Origin of the sequence: Micromonospora sp. DT41, from assembly GCF_049841715.1 — a bacterium.
Taxonomy (GTDB): Bacteria; Actinomycetota; Actinomycetes; order Mycobacteriales; family Micromonosporaceae; genus Micromonospora; species Micromonospora profundi.
Map to the genome: position 1 here is coordinate 39,112 of NZ_JBNCKU010000014.1, position 19,988 is coordinate 59,099.

The 19,988-nt window shown below is 70.9% G+C and carries 19 protein-coding genes; 7 read left to right on the top strand and 12 right to left on the bottom strand.

All coding sequences use genetic code 11. The features are described from left to right. Nucleotides 1-56 precede the first annotated feature (56 nt). The 5 genes from ACLQ23_RS24030 to ACLQ23_RS24050 form a co-directional block, all read right to left on the bottom strand. Complete coding sequence (locus tag ACLQ23_RS24030; protein ID WP_355588727.1) at nt 57-251, bottom strand: DUF4926 domain-containing protein; 195 nt, start codon at nt 249-251, stop codon at nt 57-59. Between the two features lie 70 nt (nt 252-321). Then, nucleotides 322-564, bottom strand: a complete 243-nt coding sequence (locus ACLQ23_RS24035; protein ID WP_425881130.1) for a hypothetical protein — start codon at nt 562-564, stop codon at nt 322-324. 37 nt (nt 565-601) lie between these two features. Then, nucleotides 602-2,023: a WXG100 family type VII secretion target gene (locus ACLQ23_RS24040; RefSeq protein ID WP_425881131.1), complete on the bottom strand. Its 1,422-nt coding sequence runs from the start codon at nt 2,021-2,023 to the stop codon at nt 602-604. Beyond that, a complete protein-coding gene (locus tag ACLQ23_RS24045; protein WP_425881132.1) occupies nt 2,020-2,340 on the bottom strand; it encodes a type VII secretion target in 321 nt (106 codons plus the stop codon). The genes ACLQ23_RS24040 and ACLQ23_RS24045 overlap by 4 nt, the downstream gene beginning before the upstream one ends. Further along, a complete protein-coding gene (locus ACLQ23_RS24050) occupies nt 2,327-2,719 on the bottom strand; it encodes a YbaB/EbfC family DNA-binding protein (protein WP_425881133.1) in 393 nt (130 codons plus the stop codon). The genes ACLQ23_RS24045 and ACLQ23_RS24050 overlap by 14 nt, the downstream gene beginning before the upstream one ends. 165 nt (nt 2,720-2,884) lie before the next feature. Between ACLQ23_RS24050 and ACLQ23_RS24055 the strand changes: the two genes are divergently transcribed. From ACLQ23_RS24055 to ACLQ23_RS24075, 5 genes are all read left to right on the top strand, one after another. After that, the gene (locus tag ACLQ23_RS24055) at nt 2,885-4,873 is read left to right on the top strand and encodes a Na+/H+ antiporter NhaA (RefSeq protein ID WP_425881134.1); all 1,989 of its coding nucleotides are present in this window, start codon (nt 2,885-2,887) and stop codon (nt 4,871-4,873) included. Nucleotides 4,874-5,063: 190 nt separating this feature from the next. Then, nucleotides 5,064-5,363, top strand: a complete 300-nt coding sequence (locus ACLQ23_RS24060; RefSeq protein ID WP_355588739.1) for a LuxR C-terminal-related transcriptional regulator — start codon at nt 5,064-5,066, stop codon at nt 5,361-5,363. Between the two features lie 112 nt (nt 5,364-5,475). After that, nucleotides 5,476-7,251: an alpha/beta hydrolase gene (locus ACLQ23_RS24065; RefSeq protein ID WP_425881135.1), complete on the top strand. Its 1,776-nt coding sequence runs from the start codon at nt 5,476-5,478 to the stop codon at nt 7,249-7,251. Nucleotides 7,252-7,434: 183 nt separating this feature from the next. Beyond that, nucleotides 7,435-8,658 (top strand): MFS transporter, encoded by a 1,224-nt coding sequence (locus tag ACLQ23_RS24070; RefSeq protein ID WP_355630013.1) that lies wholly within the window; start codon nt 7,435-7,437, stop codon nt 8,656-8,658. Between the two features lie 9 nt (nt 8,659-8,667). Next, complete coding sequence (locus tag ACLQ23_RS24075; RefSeq protein ID WP_425881136.1) at nt 8,668-10,458, top strand: gamma-glutamyltransferase family protein; 1,791 nt, start codon at nt 8,668-8,670, stop codon at nt 10,456-10,458. A 31-nt stretch (nt 10,459-10,489) separates the two neighbouring features. On the opposite strand, the gene ACLQ23_RS24080 is transcribed toward ACLQ23_RS24075, so the two are convergent. The 5 genes from ACLQ23_RS24080 to ACLQ23_RS24100 form a co-directional block, all read right to left on the bottom strand. Then, nucleotides 10,490-11,872: a carboxylesterase family protein gene (locus ACLQ23_RS24080; RefSeq protein ID WP_355588747.1), complete on the bottom strand. Its 1,383-nt coding sequence runs from the start codon at nt 11,870-11,872 to the stop codon at nt 10,490-10,492. A 214-nt stretch (nt 11,873-12,086) separates the two neighbouring features. Then, complete coding sequence (locus tag ACLQ23_RS24085) at nt 12,087-12,713, bottom strand: response regulator transcription factor (protein WP_355588749.1); 627 nt, start codon at nt 12,711-12,713, stop codon at nt 12,087-12,089. Beyond that, the gene (locus ACLQ23_RS24090) at nt 12,710-14,008 is read right to left on the bottom strand and encodes a sensor histidine kinase (RefSeq protein WP_425735275.1); all 1,299 of its coding nucleotides are present in this window, start codon (nt 14,006-14,008) and stop codon (nt 12,710-12,712) included. Before ACLQ23_RS24090 ends, ACLQ23_RS24085 begins: the two co-directional genes overlap by 4 nt. A gap of 4 nt (nt 14,009-14,012) precedes the next feature. Next, complete coding sequence (locus ACLQ23_RS24095) at nt 14,013-14,459, bottom strand: ABA4-like family protein (protein WP_355588753.1); 447 nt, start codon at nt 14,457-14,459, stop codon at nt 14,013-14,015. Then, nucleotides 14,456-15,385: a hypothetical protein gene (locus ACLQ23_RS24100; protein ID WP_355588755.1), complete on the bottom strand. Its 930-nt coding sequence runs from the start codon at nt 15,383-15,385 to the stop codon at nt 14,456-14,458. The genes ACLQ23_RS24095 and ACLQ23_RS24100 overlap by 4 nt, the downstream gene beginning before the upstream one ends. 165 nt (nt 15,386-15,550) lie before the next feature. Between ACLQ23_RS24100 and ACLQ23_RS24105 the strand changes: the two genes are divergently transcribed. After that, nucleotides 15,551-16,303 carry a glyoxalase gene (locus ACLQ23_RS24105; RefSeq protein ID WP_355588757.1) on the top strand — a complete coding sequence of 251 codons (753 nt, stop codon included), beginning with the start codon at nt 15,551-15,553 and terminating at the stop codon, nt 16,301-16,303. A 61-nt stretch (nt 16,304-16,364) separates the two neighbouring features. On the opposite strand, the gene ACLQ23_RS24110 is transcribed toward ACLQ23_RS24105, so the two are convergent. Further along, nucleotides 16,365-17,888 carry a TROVE domain-containing protein gene (locus ACLQ23_RS24110; RefSeq protein WP_425881137.1) on the bottom strand — a complete coding sequence of 508 codons (1,524 nt, stop codon included), beginning with the start codon at nt 17,886-17,888 and terminating at the stop codon, nt 16,365-16,367. Nucleotides 17,889-18,754: 866 nt separating this feature from the next. After that, nucleotides 18,755-19,252, bottom strand: a complete 498-nt coding sequence (locus tag ACLQ23_RS24115) for a YcxB family protein (protein ID WP_355630025.1) — start codon at nt 19,250-19,252, stop codon at nt 18,755-18,757. 116 nt (nt 19,253-19,368) lie between these two features. On the opposite strand from ACLQ23_RS24115, the gene ACLQ23_RS24120 reads away from it, so the two are divergent. Next, entirely contained in the window at nt 19,369-19,833 is a 465-nt protein-coding gene (locus ACLQ23_RS24120; protein WP_425881138.1) for a MarR family transcriptional regulator, read from the top strand. The last annotated feature ends 155 nt before the right edge of the window (nt 19,834-19,988 follow it).

The window sequence follows — 19,988 nt, forward strand, 5'->3', positions numbered from 1 at the left end:
CCACCGGAGGATGCCCGGCAGTTGGCGATGTCTGCTCCGACGGTCACGACGGGGACTCAGCCGTTGCGGCGCATTATCTGATCGGGCCGGAGCGTGACCGAGGCGACGGTACGGCCATCGGCGTCGGCGAACTCGACCTCGTACGCGGTCGAAGGGACGCCGAAGATGTGAACGACGGTTCCTGCTGCTCCCGCAGGGAGTTGTTCTCCCGGAACGGCTTCGCGGAGCTCCACCACGTCGTACAGCTCCACCACGTCATCCTTCCTCACCCCGACCTGCGCGGTACACATTGACCCCGACGCCGTCTCCGGCGAAGGTGCGTCAGTGGTATCCAAGAATCCGTATTGCTTCCTCGCCGGCCAGCCGGAGTTGCTCTCCGCGGAGGTCGGGCACCCGGTAATCATTGCTGCGCACCGTCTGAAGAAAGTCCGTGGGTAGGCGCACGTGGTAGGTGGCGAGATAGAAGCGGAGGTCGTCGCGCCACAACCATTCTCCGTCTGTCAGCACCGACGCGCCCCCGATGAGATGTCGACCGCTACCGAGGACGTCGATCTCGGCACCCATGACGTCGATGAGCCCATGCCCGTGACGTAGGTAATCCTCAACCCGGAGGGCATCGGGGAGCGGCTTCGAGTCCACGTGCGGGTGGATGCTTTCCACATAGACCTCGGTCTGGCTGGGGCCCAGTTCTCGAAAGAACCCAACAGTCTTCATCGGTTCCCCCTGGCTCGCGGTAAGAAGACCTCCCAGGAACCGCCACGCTCGACGACTGGGGGCTGGGGCTCTGCTGCCCATCGCTGGGTCCCCACGCGGGCCGTAGGCGCGAGCACGCTGACTCCGAGTTCGTCGGCCACCCGTTGACCGAGTGGTACGGCGTCGAGGTCGGACTTGACGGTGCCGGCATAGCAGGAGACCAACCGGAGCGGGCCGCCGTCGTAGGCGGGATTTTCTCGGACGGCGGCGGCGATCTGCGCCGCGTCGGTGGCGTTGCCGTCCATGTGCGCCCCGTCTGCTGAAACCTTCCCGGGGACGAAGTATCCTCGTCTGTGCCGTGAACGATGACGTCATGGTGCCCGTCCAGCGGTCGCACTTTATCAAGGTTTCGCATCGTCAGATCGTCGTAGCCGATGGCCGTCGATCGGTCGGAGTGATAGATCGGGTCACCAGCGGAGAGGTACGAATCGGGGGGCCGGTCCGGTGGCCGAGGGCGGTCCCTCGGATCAGCCCAGTCACGTCGTTGTCCCATCCGGTTGGCGGGCCCAAGCCGTGTGAGTCGTCCGAGCGCCTGCTTGAGCCTTTCGATGAGGTCGCCGAGTCGACGGATCTGCGGCATCAGCCGTCGCAGGCTGGCCAGCAGTGCCCGCACCATCCGCGCGATCCGCGCCCCCCAGGACGCGACTGTCGTGGTGACCTGCTCCACGACCAGCGGTGTGGCAAGGCCGCCGGTGGCGACGAGTTCCGCGGCGTACACGATGAGGCGGGAGACGCAGGTGGCGATGGCATCGCGGACGAGGAGCCGGACGGCGGCGACGAGGCCGGCGGCGCCTTCGGTGATCGCGGCCATGGTGTCGGCGCCGAGCGCGAGCCCGGTGATTGCCTGCTGTTGTTCGGCGGCCCAGGCGCGGTAGGCGGGGCCGGCGCTGCCGCCCCAGGTGGCGACGTCGGTGCGGACGGCGCGGGCGAGGGTGGCAGCTTCGTCGCGCAGTGACGCGGCGACGTTGCGCCAGGTCTGGGCGTGTGCGGTGATCTGCGCCGGGTCGCCGGCGAGCCAGTCGAGGGCTTCACTGAGCGGCTTGACGTGTTCGATGAGCCAGGCGATGCCGTACTGGAGCAGGTTGCCGACGGGGTCGGTGACGAAGGCGAGGGCGTCGAGGCCGGCGCTGACCACGCCGAGACTGCCGTCGATCCAGCTGCCGGTGCGGACGCCCTGCGCGATGAGTTCGATGTCCTCGCAGATCCACACGCCCGCCCAGGCGCTGGTCGGGGTGTGCGCTGGGGCGGCGACGAGCGGGTTGGACGTCACCGGCGTTGCCGCACCTCGTCGAGGAGTTGCCTGGCCCGGTCGTCGGAGCTTCGGTAGCGGTCGGCGCCGGTGCGTAGCCTGCCGGCGGTGTCCCGCATCGATCCGGCTGCGGCGGCGATGCCGTCGACGAGGGTCCGTTGCAGGCCGTCGAGCATCATCGGCATCATCGCGCAGAGCTGACCGTAGGCGTCGGTGCCCAACCGGATGTGCTGGCCGGCCTGCTGGGCGGTGTCGAGGCCGGTGGCGCAGCGGTCGAGACGTGCGGCGTGTGCGGTCAGGTCGGCTGGGTCGACCTGGATCCCGTCACCGGCGGGCATCGTCTCGCCCCTCGTCAGCTGTCAGCCGATTGCGATATGAGTCGATGACGGCGCTCGCGTCGTCGCCGAGGGCGGCTGTGGTCACGGCGGTGAGCTGGGTGAGCAGGTCGGCTCGGGCCGCTTGTGTGGTCGCCAGGATCTGCCGGGCGGTGCTGGCGGCCAGATGGTCCCGGACACGTTCGTCGAGCCGCAGGCCGATCAGCAGGCCAGCCGAGTCGACGGTGACCTCCACCGTCCGGTCAGGGCTGCGGGCGGTGCCGGTCAGACCCTGGATCGTGCCCGCCAGTGTCTGTGCCCGTCGTGCCCGTTCGGCGAGCGACGACTCCCACTCGTCGAGCCGGCGTCCGGCCGCGTCGAGCGCGGCGTCGTCCGCCCACATGTCGACCCTCCCCAGGGGACCACCGCCGGCGGCGGCGAGATCACCGGTACGCTACCAACCGGCGTCGATGCGTGTATGCCCCGATTGCCGGGCCGGCGGTACGGGCGCGCAACACAGTCGCCCCAATCCGAGCCGGGTGGCGATCAATTCGGGGAGGATCATCCCGTGACGAGCAGCAACCCGCGCCGGGGATGGTCCGCCCGGACCACCTGGGAGGGCCGGTTCAACGCTCCGCTGCGCGCCTTCCTGCACACCGAGACCGGCGGCGCGCGGGTGGTGGTGGTCGCCGCGTTGGCGGCCCTGGTGTGGGCCAACCTGCACACGTCGTCGTACGAGTCGCTGTGGAGTACATCCTTCTCGGTCCAGTTCGGCGACTGGCGCGTGGCACACGACCTGCGCTTCTGGATCAACAGCGGCCTCATGACGTTCTTCTTCCTTGTCGTCGGGTTGGAGCTGCGCCGGGAATTTGACATCGGCGAGCTGCGGGAGCGTCGCCGGCTGGCGTTGCCGATGCTGGCCGGGATCGCCGGCATGCTGGTGCCGGTCGGCATCTACCTCGCGATCACCGCGGGGCACACCAGCGCTGCGGGCTGGGGCGCGGTGATGGCCACGGACACGGCGCTGGCGCTCGGCGCGCTGGCAGTCTTCGGGCCGCGCTTCTCGGATCGGTTGCGGGGTTTCCTGCTGACGGTCTCCGTCATCGACGACCTGGTCGCGATCGCGGTGCTGGCCATCGCGTACCCACACCATCCGTCGCCGACGGCGCTGCTCGTGGCGGCGGCGATCTTCGGCGTGGTCCTGCTTGTCCGGGCGTTGGGCGTACGCTTCGGGCCGGTCTTCGCTCTGCTGGGGGTGGCGGCCTGGGTCGCGGTGTCGGAGTCCGGTGTCGACCCGGTGGTGGTGGGCCTGGTCATGGGGTTGCTGACCTACGCCTACGCGCCCGGTCGCACCGAGTTGGAGCAGGCGAGCGACCAGTTCCGCCTCTTCCGGGAGCAGCCCACACCGCAGCTCGCCCGGATGGCCCAGGCCAGGCTCGCCTCGACGTTGTCGCCGAACGAGCGGTTGCAGACCCTCTACCATCCGTTGGCGAGCTACCTGGTGGTGCCGCTCTTCGCACTGGCGAACGTCGGGGTCGTGATCGACGGCCAACTGCTGGCCGCTGCCGTTACCTCGCCGGTCACGATCGGCGTCGTGGCCGCGTACATCGTCGGTAAGCCGGTCGGGATCGTTGTCACCTCGTGGCTGGTGACGCGGCTGAGCGGCAACCGGTTGCGGCCACCGGTCGGCTGGGTCGCGGTCACCGGGGTGGGCACCATCTCGGGCATCGGCTTCACCGTCGCCCTGCTGATCGCCACCCACGCTCTCAGCGGCCCGGCCCTGGACGAGGCGAAGGTCGGCATCCTCGTCGCGACGATCGGCGCGTCCGTCATCACCTGGCTGGTGTTCCGCTTCGCCGCGCGGATGCCGCCGGCGCGGCGCGCGCGGGCGCTGCTGGGCGTCACCGAGGGGATCGTCGACCTGATGCTTCCGGTCGATCCGGAACGCGACCACGTGCGTGGGTCGGACGATGCGCCGGTGACGGTAGTGGAGTACGGGGACTTCGAGTGCCCCTACTGCGGGCAGGCCGAGCCGGTGGTGCGGGACCTGCTGGAGGCCTTCGCCAACGTCCGGTACGTCTGGCGGCACCTGCCGCTGACCGACGTCCACCCGCGTGCCCAACTCGCCGCCGAGGCGGCCGAAGCGGCAGGTGAGCAGGGCGCGTTCTGGGAGATGCACGACCTGCTTCTCACGCACCAGGACGCACTCGACGCCCCCGACGTGCTCGGCTACGCCGGCCAGCTCGGCCTTGACCTCGACCGGTTCCGTGAGCACATGGCCGAGCGAAGGGGAGTCGACCGCATCGGCGAGGACGTCGACTCCGCCGACCTCAGTGGGGTTACCGGGACCCCGACCTTCTTCGTCAACGGCCGGCGCCATCACGGCGCGTACGACATGGTGGCGCTCTCGGCGGCGGTTCAGGCGGCGTTCGCCAGCGCGAAGCTCCGCCCCGAATACCACAGGGAACCTGAGGGCGAAGGGTCCGAGGACGAACGCTCCGAGGACGAACCGCCAGCTGACCGCCGGGGCGACGCCGGAGTGAGTGGGTCGCCGTAACAGGGGCGCTCTACGATCCCCGGCATGCGGACCGAGCCCGCCGGCATGCCCTCTGCCCCTGACGTCGGGTCGCTTCCGCCCTCGTCGGACGTCGCGGACGTCGGGTCGCTTCCGCTCCCGCCGGACGCCGCGGACGTGTACCAGGACCTGTTGCGTCCTGCCTCGCGGCAGCGGCGACGACGCCGACGCGATGCTTGTGCACCGCTCCCGCCTGCTGCACGGGCTCTCCGAGTTGTTCGAGGTGTTCTGGCGGCTCGGCGCGCCCATCCACGCCACCACCGACGCCGCCCAGCCGGAAGCCGAGCCGACGGCCGCCACGCAACGGCTCCTCGCGCTGCTCACCGCCGGTCTGACCGATGAGGCCATCGCCCGTGACCTCGGCGTCAGCAACCGTACGGTGCACCGCCGGGTCAGTCGCCTACAGGAGTTGCTCGGCGCCCGGAGTCGGTTCCAACTCGGCGTGCAGGCCAGCCGCCGTGGCTGGTTGTGATTGGCCGGATCATGCCATGGCCGCTCTTCGTCACGCCGGAACCGTAGCGGCGAAACACTCCTGGCCCAGGGTGAAGGTCGTTCGAGCATCCGCTCCAGGAGAGGACGGGACGATGCCCCATCCCACGACCGGGTCGCGCCGCTCACGGCGGCCGGCCGCCCTGCTCACCGCGACGCTTGTCGCGGCCGTCTTGATCAGCGGTGCGGCCGTGACCCCGGCCGCCGCGGCAACGGTGGCCGAGCCGGACACCGCCGCCCTGGCCGCGTCACTTACCAACCAGCGCCTCTCCTGGGAGCCGTGCGGGTTGGACGGCGTCAGCCCCGAGGACGTCGCCGACCTGCGCCTGGCGTGCGCGACGGTCACCGTCCCGCGCGACTGGCACAACCCGCGTGACGGGCAGACGATCCAGGTACGCATCAGCCGCACCGTCGCCTCCGGCAGTGACCGCAAGGGCATCCTGCTCGTCAATCCGGGTGGCCCCGGTGGCAGTGGCCTGTCGCTGGCGCCGTACGTGGCGCGGTCCGCGCCGACGCTCGCCGAGCACTACGACGTGATCGGGTTCGACCCGCGCGGCGTCGGGCAGAGCACCCCGCTGCTGTGCCGGGTGACCTATCGCGACACCGACGTCACGAACGACCAGATCACCCAGGCCAACGTGGCCGGCTGCCGCAGCACCGGGCTGACGAGGTACATCACCACCGAGCAGACCACGTACGACATGGACTTCATCCGGGTGCTGCTGGGGGAGCGCAAGCTCAACTACCTCGGCTACTCGTACGGCACGTGGCTGGGCACCTGGTACGCGGCCACGTTCGGCAGCCGTACCAACCGCATGGTGCTCGACTCGGTGGCCGCCGTCGGCTCGCCCACGTTGCAGGAGACGTGGGACCTGCAACCGTTCACCCGTGACCGGGCGTTCCAGGAGCAGTTGATGCCGTACATGGCCCGCCATGACGACCTGTACGGCAGGGGCACCGACCCGATGAAGATCCGGGAGATGTTCGAGCGGGCCGGCGGCACCCGCGTCGGCATGGGTCCGTTCATGTTCGGCTGGTTCATTCTCGGCGCCCTCTACGACACCCAGAACTACCCGACCGCGGCGGCGGCCGTGAACACCGTGATCCAGTACTACGAGGAGTGGAACGGCTGGCCGCCCGAGCAGATCCTCGCCGCCGCCACCGCGAAGCTGCTCGTCGCGCCCGGGATCACCGCCGACGACCGCGCCTACATCAAGCAGGCACGGGTCACCGCCGAGGCCGCGCTGAAGACCCAACGTGACCGGAGCCGGCTGGCGCAGGGCACCGGCGAGTACACGTACGACATCGACTACGTCTTCGAGGTGATCCGCTGCCAGGACGGGCAGTGGAACGACAGCATCGGGCACTGGAACGCGTTCAGCCGCCGCCTCACCCGCGACGCCCCGCTTGTCGCCCCGTACCTGCAGAACCCGCCGGCCTGCGCGTACTGGTCGACGAACAACCGGATGCCCAAGTTCGACAAGAAGACGTTCCCCAAGGTGCTGATGCTTCAGGACGAGCTCGACGTCGCCACTGCTTACGAGGGTGCGCTGGCGGCGTCGAAGAAGCTGCCCGGCGCGTCGATGATCAGCGTCGACAACGAGGGCAGCCACGGCGTCTTCCCGTACTACACCCCGTGCGTGGACGACCCGGTCTACGCCTACCTGCTCGACGGCCGGCTGCCCGCCGAGACGTACACCGGATGTCAGGCGGTGCCGTTGCCGGGCGAGACGGCGGTCTTCGAGGTGGGCGGCAAGCTGACCGGCAAGGGAACGGTGCGCACCCGACTGATCACCGATGACATGCGGGAAGCCAACCGCATGCTCAAGCGGATGCTGCGGACCGAGCCGGGGTCCTCGTACCCGGAGTGATGGCGTGTCGTGTGCGGGCGGCGACCGGCCGCCCGCACATCCGCCACCTGATGAGGGCGTTTAAGGGCTTTGACCGCACCCCCACCAAGGTCGACACCCATGCTGTACGCGGGGTCGGCCGCCACGGTGCGGGGATGTGGGTGGCGGTCCCGCCGTGATGGCCGAGCCCCGGAGGGACTGACCATGCCCAACGCCACCCACGCCGACGGCGCGACGGCACGGCCCAGGTCCACCTCGGCGGCGGTACGCGTCGCGTTCGCGTTCTGGATCACCCTGGTGGGGACCACGGTGCCGACGCCGCTCTACCCGCTCTACGAGGTGGAGTTCGGCTTCTCGTCGTTGACGGTGACAGTGGTCTACGCGTTGTACGCGCTCGGCGTGGTCGTGGGCCTGCTGCTCTTCGGCCGCCTCGCCGACCAGATCGGCCGCCGCCCGGTCATCCTCGCCGCGCTCGTCCTCTCGGTCGTCGCCGACGCGGTCTTCCTGGGCGCCGTGGACCTCGCGATGATCGTGATCGGTCGGGTGCTCGCCGGCCTGTCCGCCGCGCTGGTGATCGGAGCGGGAACGGCGGCGTTGAGCGAGCTGATCAGCCCGAGCCATCCGAGGCGGGCCGCCACCGTGGCGATCTTCGCGAACCTGGGTGGTCTGTCCGCCGGCACCCTGTTGGCGGGGATCGTCTCGGACGTCGCTCCCGATCCGCTGCGGGTGCCCTGGGCCATCGTGCTCATCCTGGCGATCGTCGCGATCGTCCTGATGATCGGAGTGCCCGAGACGGTGCCGCATCGCTCGCCGCTGAACCTGCGGCCGCAACGGCTGCACGTGCCGCCGGAGATCCGTGGCGAATTCGTCCGCTCCGCGCTCACCGCGGGCGCCGGCTTCGCGGCGCTGGGCGTGCTCACGGCGGTCAGCGGCCTGTTTCTCGGCATGGAACTGCACAGGACGTCGCACACCCTGGCCGCGCTCGTGGTGTTCGTGGCGTTCACCGGCGCCGCGTTCGGGCAACTCCTGACCCGGGTGCTGCCCTCCCGCGCCGCACTGATCGCCGCCTGCGCCGGCCTGATCGTGGGGGCCGCCCTCATCGGGCTCAGCATGTCGATGGTGCTGCTGCTCCCGCTGTTCCTCGGTGCGGCGGTCAACGGGGTGGCCTCCGGGGTGGCGGTGGGCGACGGCATCGCCACCATCACGGTGAAGGCCCCGCACGAGCACCAGAGTGCGACGGTGTCGACATTCTTCGCCATCCTGTTCACCATGCTGGGCGTGCCGGCGGTCGCGGTCGGCCTGCTCGCCCAGGCGATCGGCCTACGGACCGCCGCCGAGATCTTCAGCGCGGTCGTGGCGTTGCTCGCGCTGCTCGTGCTTGTCACGCTGGTCCGCGACGGTTCCGGCCGGGGCCGCACAGACGAGTGAGGTGTTGCCATGACGTTCACCACCAGGCCGACGCTGCGGGGAACCTTCGGCATGGTGTCCTCGACGCACTGGCTCGCCAGCCAGGCCGCCATGGGAATGCTGGAGCGCGGGGGGAACGCCTTCGACGCGGCGGTCACCGCCGGGTTCGTGCTGCACGTCGTGGAACCGCACCTCAACGGACCCGGCGGCGAGGTGCCCGCCATCGTGGCCACCGCCCAGGACCCGACCCCGAAGGTGCTGTGCGGGCAGGGACCGGCGCCGGCTGGCGCCACCATCGCGCACTTCCGGTCCCTCGGAATGGACCTCATCCCCGGCGCCGGTCCGCTCGCGGCGGCAGTACCGGGCGCCGTCGACGCCTGGCTCCTGCTGCTGCGCGAGCACGGCACGCTCACGCTCGCCGAGGTGTTGGAGCCGGCGATCGACTACGCCGACGCCGGTCACCCGCTTCTGGGCAGGGTCGTCGACACGGTGACGGCCGTCCGGTCGCTGTTCGAGGAGCACTGGCCGACGTCCGCCCAGCTGTGGCTGCGCGACGGCCGGCCACCGACGGCGGGGGAGAGGTTCACCAACCCGGCGTACGCGCGGACCCTGCGGCGACTGGTCCAAGCCGGCCTTGCGGCCGGCACCGACCGGGAGGCCCAGATCGAGGCCGCGCGACGAGCCTGGGGTACGGGGTTCGTCGCCGACGAGATCGACAGGTTCAGCCGCAGGCCGTTCCAGGATTCCAGCGGACGCCCGCACGCCGGTCTCGTCACCGGCGACGACATGGCCGCCTACTCGGCCACCTGGGAGGAACCGGTGACCCTCGACTGGCACGGCTACTCGGTGGCGAAGACGAGCTTCTGGGGGCAGGGCCCGGTGCTGCTGGAGACGCTGTCCGTCCTCGACGCCCTCGACGACCCCGGCGCGTACGACCCGGCGACCGCGTTCGGCATCCACGCCCAGGTCGAGGCGCTCAAGCTCGCCTTCGCCGACCGTGAGGCGTGGTACGGCGACGGCGCGGACGTGCCGGCCAAGGCGCTGCTGTCCCGGGAGTACGCGCGGGAGCGGGCAGCCCTCATCGGTGACCGGGCATCGTGGGAACTGCGTCCGGGGCGCCCCGACGGGGCGCAGCCGCGACTCCCGGCGCACGTCCGGGCCGGTGCCGTCGGGCGCGCCGACCGGTCGGACGCCACGACCGGGGAGCCGACGGTGCAGTCGGACGGTGTGACCCGGGGCGACACCTGCCACGTGGACGTTGTCGACCGCTGGGGCAACATGATCTCCGCTACCCCGAGCGGCGGCTGGTTGCAGAGTTCACCGACGATCCCGGAACTGGGGTTCCCGTTGGGCACCCGGTTGCAGATGTTCTGGCTGGAGGAAGGCCTCGCCTCGTCGCTCGCACCGGGCCGGCGACCCCGCACCACGTTGAGCCCGACGATGGTCCACCGCGACGGGCAGCCGGTGCTGGCCTGCGGCACCCCCGGCGGCGACCAGCAGGACCAGTGGCAGGTGCCGTTCCTGCTGCGCCACCTCGTCGGCGGCCAGAGCATCCAGGAGGCCATCGACGCGCCAGCGTTCCACACGGTCGGGCTGCCGGAGTCGTTCTATCCGCGCGCCATGGAACCTGGCGTCCTGGTGGTGGAGGACCGGCTCGACGAGGCGACGGTGGCGGCGCTGCGGGCGTACGGGCACGAGGTGCGGCTCTCCGACGCGTGGAGCCTCGGCCGCCTCTGCGCGGTGAGCCGCGACCCGGCCACCGGTGTGCTCGCGGCCGGCGCGAACCCGCGAGGCATGCAGGGGTACGCCTGCGGTCGGTGACGGCGACTCCGCAGTCACCGGCGGGCGGCGGCTACCCGAAACGCTGGATACTGCCGCCCCGACCCGCGTACCGCGGCCAGCCCTGCGCTGTCAACGCCTGCGCTCCGCCGGCGGCGAATGCCAGCCAGGCTGCGCGTAGCGGGCCACCCCGCGCGGCCACCTCGGCCCAGGTCTGCCCGGCGAGCATCGGCGCCTGCGCCCAGTCGGCCTCGTCACCGAAGAGCAGCGGAAGGTCGCTGCAGTGGCAGGCGTGGTACGGCGACGTCGGTGCCGGCCCGTCGATGCGGTACGCGAAGACCTGCGCGCCCGCCTGCGCCAACTGCCTGCCGAAGCGCAAGGTGGGTCGGGTGAAGACCGACCGGGTCGAGAGCCGGATGGCCGCGTTCTCCACTGCCCGCCCGACAAGCGGTACGTGCCGGGAGAGCGGGCCGCCGGCCAGGAAGTAGGCGATCTCGCGGTGGGTCGTGCCGAGCACCACCTCAAGGCCCGGGGCGCCCGCGCGCCAGGCGGCCCGCCAACCCGCCACGTCCGGGAGAGGAGACACGCCGGCCACCGGCTGGTACGCCGGGGCGAGCCCGAATCCGCTGCGCGCGGCCACATCCCGCTCGGCCAGCTGCTGCGCGGCGACGATCTCCGCGAGGGACGCCTCCCGTGGGTCGCGCCCCAGCCGGGCCATGAAACGGTCGGCGACTCGGCCGGCCGCGCGCTCGCCGGCAAGCCCGATGCCCAGCGGTGGACTCTGCAACACCGCCCGACGGAACAGCGGTCGGGCCTGCTCCACGCCGAGCAGGCAGGCGACCGAGTGGGCGCCCGACGACTGCCCCACAAGTGTCACGTTCGCCGGATCGCCGCCCAGGTCGGCCGCGTTGTCGCGGACCCAGCGCAACGCCTCGATCTGGTCCAGCAGACCCAGGTTGCCGGGGGAGATGCCCGGCGCCCGCAGGTAGCCGAGCGCCCCGAGCCGGTAGTTGACGCTCACCACCACCACGTCGCCCTCGCGGGCGAGCCTGTCGGTGCGGTAGCGGTCCCAGGAGCCCGCGCCGGAACGGTACGAGCCGCCGTGCAGCCAGACAAGCACCGGCCGCGCGGCGCGGTCGGCCGCCGGGGTGACGACGGTCAGGTTCAGGCAGTCCTCCGACTGCACGCCCACCTCGCACCAGCCGCCGGCTGTCGTGGCCCGGGCCGGAGGTTGAGGGCTGACGGCACCGTGTTCCCGCGCGTCGCGGATCCCCGACCACTGCCGCTCCGGCACGGGTGCCGCGAAACGGTCGGCGGTTGCGTACCGGACGCCCCGCAGGACCGTCAGCCCGTCTGCTCGCCGGCCGCGCAGCGTGCCCCCGCGCACGGTGACCAGCACGTCCGCATCGGCCGCCGCCGCGTCCGGGACAGCCCGGATGACCTGCTCCGACGTCACTGCCGACCCCGCCATACGGACGTCACTGCCACTCCGCCCTTCGGACGTCACTGCCCAGACCCCGCCTCTCGTGGACCCGCCCGCCGCCCGCGCGGTGGCAACCGGCGACGGGACGCGACAGCCACGGTAATCCGCCGCCCGTACGCCCGGAGCCTGGCGTCGTCGCCACGAGACGCATGTCATCAGTGCGCGGCGATCAGTCGGCCGGAGAGCCTCAGCGGCTGCTGGCGAACAGGGCCAGGCGTACCCGATTGGGGCTTTCGGTCTTGGTCATGAGGCTCGTGATGTGGGTCTTGACAGTGGTGACGCCGATGTGTAGCCGTTCGGCGATCTCGGCGTTGGTGAGGCCCTCGGCGACCAGTGCGAGGACGTCCTGCTCGCGGGCTGTCAGGCCGTGCACCGGTCGCGGCGCCCCGGCGCGGGCGTGCACGGCGCGCTGGACGAGGCGTTGCAGCACCTCCGGGCTGAACGGGCTGTCGCCCGTGGCGGCGCGGCGGATGCCGTCCAGCAGTTCGGTCGGGGGTGCGTCCTTGAGCAGGAAGCCGCAGGCGCCGGCCGTGAGGGCGGGGTAGAGATGGTCGTCGTCGCCGAACGTGGTCAGCACCAGTACGCGGGCGGCGGGCCGCTCGGCGAGGATGCGGGTGGTCGCGGTGATCCCGTCGACGCCCGGCATGCGCAGGTCCATGACGACGACGTCGGGGACGAGCCGCGCGGCGAGGGTGACCGCGTCCCGGCCGTTGTCGGCCTCGCCTACCACCTCGATGTCGGGCTGCGCTTCGCACAGCATGCGCAGGCCCGCACGGATGAGGTGCTGGTCGTCGACAAGCAGGACGCGGATCATGCCGGCTCCGGTTCTGGCGAGGGCGACAGGTTCGGCGTCGCGCGGTCCCGGGGCACCGATCCGGCACGCGTCCCGGCGACGGATGCGTCGGTCACATGCGGGAGGACTGCGCGTACCCGCCACCCCGTTTCGGTCGGCCCCACCTCCAGCCGGCCACCGAGGACGTCGACGCGTTCCCGCATGCCGGTGATGCCGTGCCCGCCGCCGCCCGGCACCACCGGCGGCCGGCCGCCGCGCCCAGCGCTGTCCGGCCCCAACCCGCGCCCGCCGCCGTGGCGATCGTCGGTGACCTCCCAGTGCACGGTGTCGTCGTGGACGGCGACCGTCAGGTGCGCCAGCGCGGCCGGGCCGGCGTGACGGGCCACGTTGGTGAGCGCCTCCTGGGTCAGCCGCAGCACCGCCAGGCCCCGCACCGCGTCGAGCGCGCCAACGGCCGGGTCGATGTCGGCCTGCACGGTGATGCCCGCACGACGGGCCCGGTCCACCGTCGCGCCGAGCGCCGCCGGGAGCGCCGACGGGTCGATGGCGGTAAGCGCCGCGTCACCGCGTACCCCGTCGGGGTCGCGCAGCACCGCGACCAGCCGGCGCAGCTCCGACAGGGCTGCGGCGCCCGTGCCGTGCACGTCGTCGAACACCTCGTCCACCCGGGGGTCCAGGTCGGTGAGCACGTGCCGGGCCACGCCGATGCGCAGCACCATCGACGCCACGTGGTGCGCGACGACGTCGTGCAGTTCGCGGGCGATGGCGCTGCGTTCGTCGGCGCGCGCCGCCCGGCTCTCCGACTCGTGCCGGCGCTGCTCGGCCGCCGCCCGCTCCACTGCCTGCCGGCTGAGCTCCCGGTTGGTGCGGATGACAAGCCCGAGGAGCACCGGCACGCCGACCTCCAGGGCCAGCCCGACGACGCCGGAGGCCACCTTGTCGAGCGGGTCGCCGATCGAGTCTGTCAGGTTGACAGCGGCCAGCGCCACGGCGGCCATCCAGACAGTGCGGGATCGACGTGCCTGCATGGCGACCTCGAACAGCGCCCAACTCGCGCCCACCTGGTTGATCATGATGTCGTCGATCAGGCAGAAGGCGACCGCCAGCAGCGCGGCCTGCGCCGCCAGGTTGAGCACCGGCCGACCGTGCAGCAGCAGGCCGACCGTGAACGCGGCCACCCCAAGGATCCACTGCGTCCCCGTCGGTGGGTGGCTGCCCTGCGTGCCGAAGACCAGGTAGCCCAGCCCGCTGAGGTTGAGTAGCACCATCCGCACGAGAGTCTCCCGCGCGTCGAACAGTCGCCGCTCCCACGTCACCGGATCAGCCTACTGCGGGTGCGGCGGCACGAGCGGGCGCCGGCCAGCGGGTCCGCACGCCCAGGTAGGCGGCCAGACCGAGCGGTCCGAGCAGGATGGTCAGCACCAGCACCGGAGCCATGACCAGCGCCGGCACCTCCCGTTCCCGACTGTCCAGCCACGCCCAGCGACCCACGAACAGATCGAACGCGATCATGTGTGCCCAGCCGGCCGCCGCGCCGTCGGAGGTGCCCAGCAGGTCGCGCATCTCGTCCAGGGACGGTGCTGCCACCGCCGGCAGCACCTCCCCGAGCGCCGGGACCACCAGCAGCCCGTAGATCATCACGACCGGCAGCACGATCAGCGGCGAGCCGATGATCCGGGCGGTCCACGACCAGCGCGGCAACAGGATCATCAGCGCCCAGAACGGCGCGGCCACCGCGAACGTCAGTGTGAACAGCGTCGCGGTCATGCGGCCAACGCCAGATCCGGGTGGCGGCGTCCGCGCGCCAGCACCCGGCCGGCGGCGGTAGCGGTCGCGACCGCCAGGGCGGCCACGGCGACCAGCGTGAGGGCGTCCGGGCGCAGCAGCGGCTGTCCGCGCAGGGCCTGCCAGGTCAACAACAACGTGAGTACGCCGAACGCCGCGCCCGCGACGACCAGCAGCCGGGCACGGGTCCGTTCGTCCAGCCGCGTCGCGAACCGGTTCAACAGGATGGCCAGGATCGGCAGCGCCTGCAGGGCGTGCAGGCCCACGAAGTGCCCGATCCGCAGGTCGCCTCCGATGGTGCTCCAGCCGACCATCGGCAGACCCGCCTCGCCGTCAGTTACGCCCACACTGTGCGCCCCGCTGATTCCCTCGATCCCGGGGTTCTGGGTGGGTAGCATCATCGGCACCGCCAACAGCATGCCCAGCAGCGACAGGCCGAGCCCCCAGGCGACGGCGGTCGCGGCGACCCGGTCCGGAATGCGCTGTATCAGCACCACGATCCCGATGACGAGGTGTGCGAGGAACAGGATCGTGATCGACGCGCCCATCGCCGCGAAGATGATTCCGTTCAACGGGGTGGTGCCGTTGAAGTGGCTTGTCGTACCCCGTGCCACCTGCACGACCATCAGTGCCAACTCGACCACCGCCATCGCGACGATGACCGTGGCCGCCCACTCCGCGGCCCGGATCCGGCGCGGCAGCAGGGAGAGCATCCAGGCCAGCGTCGTGCCGTACAGCACGAAGGACACCGCGAACTTGAACGGCTTGAGCCAGATCGGCGAGCCGGTGAGGACCCGCGAGTCGACGACGATGCCGACCACGCAGGCGACGGCGATCACCGCCATCGCGGCGACGAGGAACATGAGTGGGCGGTGCCAGTGTGCCGCCCGGCGAAGTTCGAATCTCATGCCTGTAAGACTGCTGGCTGGGCGGATCGCCCGCGTCCGACCGGGAGCCCCGGCTGCGACCGGCGGTCGGAGCGCCGCCTCCTCCCCGGGTAGGAGACGGAAAGGCACGCGACACCTCGTCGATGCTGGCACAATGGCCGGCCTGTCTACGGGATCGGAAGTGGCATGACGACCGACGAGGACCGCGTCCAACCCAACGAGACCACCGTTCCGCTGCTGCACTGTGTGTCGCCCGAGGAGACCCTGACGTTCTGGCGCGCACTCGGGTTCGACGTGACCTACGAGCAGACCAGACCGTACGTGTACCTGGCGTTCGCGTGGAGTGGGTTCCAACTGAGCTACGGCTCCGCGCCGAAGAACCTGGACCCGACGAAGGAGACCACCGGCGGCTGCCTCGTGATGGTGGACGCGGTCGCGCCGTACCACGCGGCGTTCACCGAGGCGATGCGCCGCACGTACGGCAAGGTGCTGGTCAAGGGTCTGCCCCGGATGACCCGCTACCGTTCCGGCGCGTCGCGGTTCACCATCTTCGACCCGTCGGGAAACTCCATCGTCTTCATCCAGCGCGACGAGCCGCAGGATCTGGAGTACGGCGGGTCGAAGGAGTTGCAAGGGCTGACTCGGGTGCTCGACAACGCGCGGATCCTGCGCGAGTTCAAGATGGACGATCGGGCGGCCTACCGGGCGCTGGACTCGGGGATGCGACGGCGTGCCGAGGACGCCCCGGTGGTCGAGCAGGCGAAGGCGCTCGCCGGGCTGATCGAACTGTCAGTCGCGCTGGGCAAGACCGACCGGGTGCCCGAATGGGGAGCCCGGCTGCGCGAGCTCACGTTGACCGAGCCAGAGCGTACGCAGGTCAGGAGCTACGTCGCCGACCCGGCCCTGCTCGAACCGTGGTGGCGGCCCGAGGCGACCTGATGCCCGACGACCGGAGGCCGTGACCAGCGGCCTGACCGGCGGGGTATCGGCACCCCGCCGGTCAGAAGGGCCACTGGTCGCGGGACCCGGCCTCGATGAGCGGGATCATCGCGAACGCGGCGTCGGACAGGCCTCCGAAGGTGTGCCGGTTGTCGACGGTCGGCGTGTGCCCGGCCCGGTATCCGGCCAGGTTCCACGTGTACACGGGCACCTGTGCGGGCACCGCCGCCGCGACGTCCGCCCTGCCGTGCCAGTGAGCCTGCTCGTCGGTGAGGACGACCACCCGGTCGTGCCGGTCGTAGTGCTCCCGTACCGCCTTCTCGGTCTCCGTCCCCATGCCGTAGAAGTAGCCGTCGTCCTTGAACCGGCGCACCGCCGCCAGCACCGACTCACCCGCCACCGACGGGAACACCCGGCTGGCATTGGAGAACGACACCACAGTGGCAGCCTGCGCCCGTGCGGCCAGCGCGAGGCCGAACACCGTGGCGGCGTCCCAGAAGCGCAGCGTGCCGTCCTTGCTGAACGGACTCTGCATCGAACCGGACGTGTCGATGAGGACCAGGGTCCGTCCGTCCAGGGCCGGCACGTTCACCAGGGCTTGCTGCAACGCGGTCTCCAGCGGGTACGCCCACCGCAGGCTCGGCGCGGCGTTGAACGCCGACAGGAAACGCATCGGCAGCACCCGTGAGCCGGCGACCTGGCCCGGGTCGGCGAGCCTGGCCGCCACCGTCTGCGCGACCGCGTCACTGACGCCGGCCTGGTCGAAGTTGCGCAGGTTACGCAGCAGGGCCAGGTAGCCCATGTTCGGGATGATCGACTCCCACGCCGCGTCGTCCAGCGCGCTCTGTCGCCACCCGGCCAGAGCCTCCCACGTCATACCGGCCGCGCCCAGCACCGTCGGATCGGTGACCTCCCTGCGCTGCTCGACCGGCAGCGCCATGAGCGCGTGCCGCGCCGCCAGCATCGCGAGGGACGCCGGCAGCGGGTTGTCCCGCCCGTGCCGGCGGTCCAGCGCGTGCCGGAACAGGTCGCCCTGCCGCTCGTCCTTCGCTGTGGGGTGGGTCAGGTCGATGACGTCACCGAACCGCACCGGGTTTCCGACGGAGTCGTACTTGAGCAGGCTCCGCTCGGTGTACAGCCGCACCGCCGCGTCGGCGATGCCCCGCTTCACCGGCTTGGGCAGGGCCCGTCCGTGGCGGGCCAGCCAGTACGCCAGAGCCTCGCCCGGCTCGTCCGCACGCTGCAACGCGGCGTCCACGACCGCCCGCGAACCCGGCACACCTGCGGCGACCTGGGCGCGGGCGCCCTCCAGGGCCGCCACCACGGACGCCGAGCGCATCATCGCGCTGGTCCGCAGCCACGGTACGAAGCGGGCGAACCAGTCGGGATCGGCGACGGCGACGGTGGCGACGAGGTTCCGGAAACGGGCGTCCCGATCGGTGGCGCCCTCGTAGAAGGTGTCCTCGCCGACCATGTTCGACACACCGAGTAGGAACAGTTCGAGGCGCGGCTCACGGGTGAACGCGGGCGCACCCTCGGCGGTCACCGGCCGGAGGCGGCGCGGTTTGAGGTTGAACTTGGCCATGACGTCCCCCACGTCAGTCGGCCGGGGAGGCGCCACCGCACCACACACCCGAGATCAGAGTCGGCCACGGACTAGTCCGCCGTTCTGTCCGTTGAACCATCCACCCGAAGGTGTCGGGGGATTCGAACCCCCATCTGCGGATCCCGAAGTAACCGTTGCCTGCGCACCGGGTGTGTGGTGTGGTCGCGCTCCCCGAAATCGAGGCCAGTCACTGCTGTGCCGGGGCTTGGACCCCTTCGGAAGTGACAGTTGCCTGCGCACCGGGAGGTGCGGTCACGACCGTAGCGGGGCGGTGACGGCCGGGCAACGGAGTTTGCGATCTTGTGATTGAGGAAGGTGGTCACGCCGGACGGCCGAGATCAAAGGGTGGACACGGTTTTAGCGGGCTCGAACCGCAGGCCCTAACCGGGCCTTGACCATGAAGTAGCCGTGTCCGTCGCACCGGCCGTGCGGCGTGAGCGCACATCCCGAGATCGAACCGGCGACGGCGACCGGCCCTTGCGGGCCAAGGTGACCTGGGCCGCTGGTCGACACCACCGAAGTGGCGGTGGGATTCGAACCCACGTCTCCCCTTTTGCAGAGGAAGTAGCCGTTGCCTGCGCACCGGGAGGTGCCCCACGACGCTAGACCGACAGCCCTGGGCGGGCAAGCCGATTCGGAGCGCCCGCGAACCCCTGAGCCGCTGAGCCTCCACCGGGTCAGCCGCGATTGGCGGGGACGCCTACTCTCACGGCCATGGGAGCAATCAAGCCGTGGCATCTGGTCCTGCTGTCCCTCTGCTGCCTCCTCCCGACGGCGGTGGCGATCGTCGGGGGAGTGTGGGCACTTCGTCGACGTCGTACCCCTCGCTGAGGCCGCTCGGCGTCTCAGCGGGGCTGGAGCAGCCCACGGTCGGTAATGAACGCTCGCAGCGTTTCGTCGTCCTCGGCGGTCATCAGGCGGCGGGGGATCACCGTCGCCGGCATCCTGTCGACGTACACGATCCAGAACTCCGGGGTGTCCGTCACCTTGGCGACACCGTCCCAGGCGATGCCGCCGGACTCCGAGCCACTACGCATCATGATGTTGTCGTCGGTGATGTCGTAGGCGCCCTCGACGGCGTAGCCACCGGAGCGGCGTCGGGCGCGCCATCGGACCCATGGCGCGTACAGCATCGACAGCACGCCAGCCACGACAAGCGTCAGGTACAGCGACGAGAACCGGTCGCCCCCGGCGAAGCCCCGCGAGACGACGAAAGCGATCACCCCGACCGCCACCAGCACTGCGCCGATATAGCTGAACCGGCGCAGCCGGACACTGCTCAGCGCAGCGGCCACGCGGCCCGGGTACGCGGGATCGGCTGGGACGTCGAAACGAATGTGCACGCCAGAACGATAGTGCCCACCCGCCCCGGGGCCGCACCCCGCCGCCATGCGCTTGAGCTGAACCCTGGTTGAGGTTCTACGTTCGTCGTGACCGATCACCGGGGGAGGCGCATCTCATGACGATGCAGCAGTTGTCCGACGTCGAGCTCGCGCGCCAACCTGCCGCCTACTGGACAGGCGTCGCCTACGAAGCTCTCATCGCCTTCACCCGTGCCCGGCACGCCGAGCACGGCTTCACGCAGCCCCAGTTCTGGCTGCTGCGCAACCTCTCCGCGAACGACCTTCTGCCGCAGGGCGGCGGGATGACCGTCACCGAACTCCGCCGGGAGATGAGCTCGTATCTCCGGGCCGAAGACGATCTGGACGCCGAAGCGGAGGTTCTGCTGGAGCGCGGGTGGCTGGTCCGTGACGACGAGGGAAGGCTGCGGATCACCGAAGCGGGGGAAGAGGCTCGCCTCACCCTCGCGAGGCACGCGCCGGCCGTCCGGGCCCGCATCCACGAGGGCATCGATGACGCGGACTACGTAACGACCCTCAAGGTGCTCCGACAGATGATCCGGAACACCGGCGGCACGGTGTAGCGACCTCCAACCGCCGCTGCCGGTGTCACCCTGTCGCCGGGCACGGACGTTACGACGGCCCGGTGACGCAGGGTGGCGGTCGGACGCCTCAGCGGGCATGATCGTGGTTCGTCTCGACGGAGAGCCGAACCACGCATGGCGGGGAGGTGGGTGCG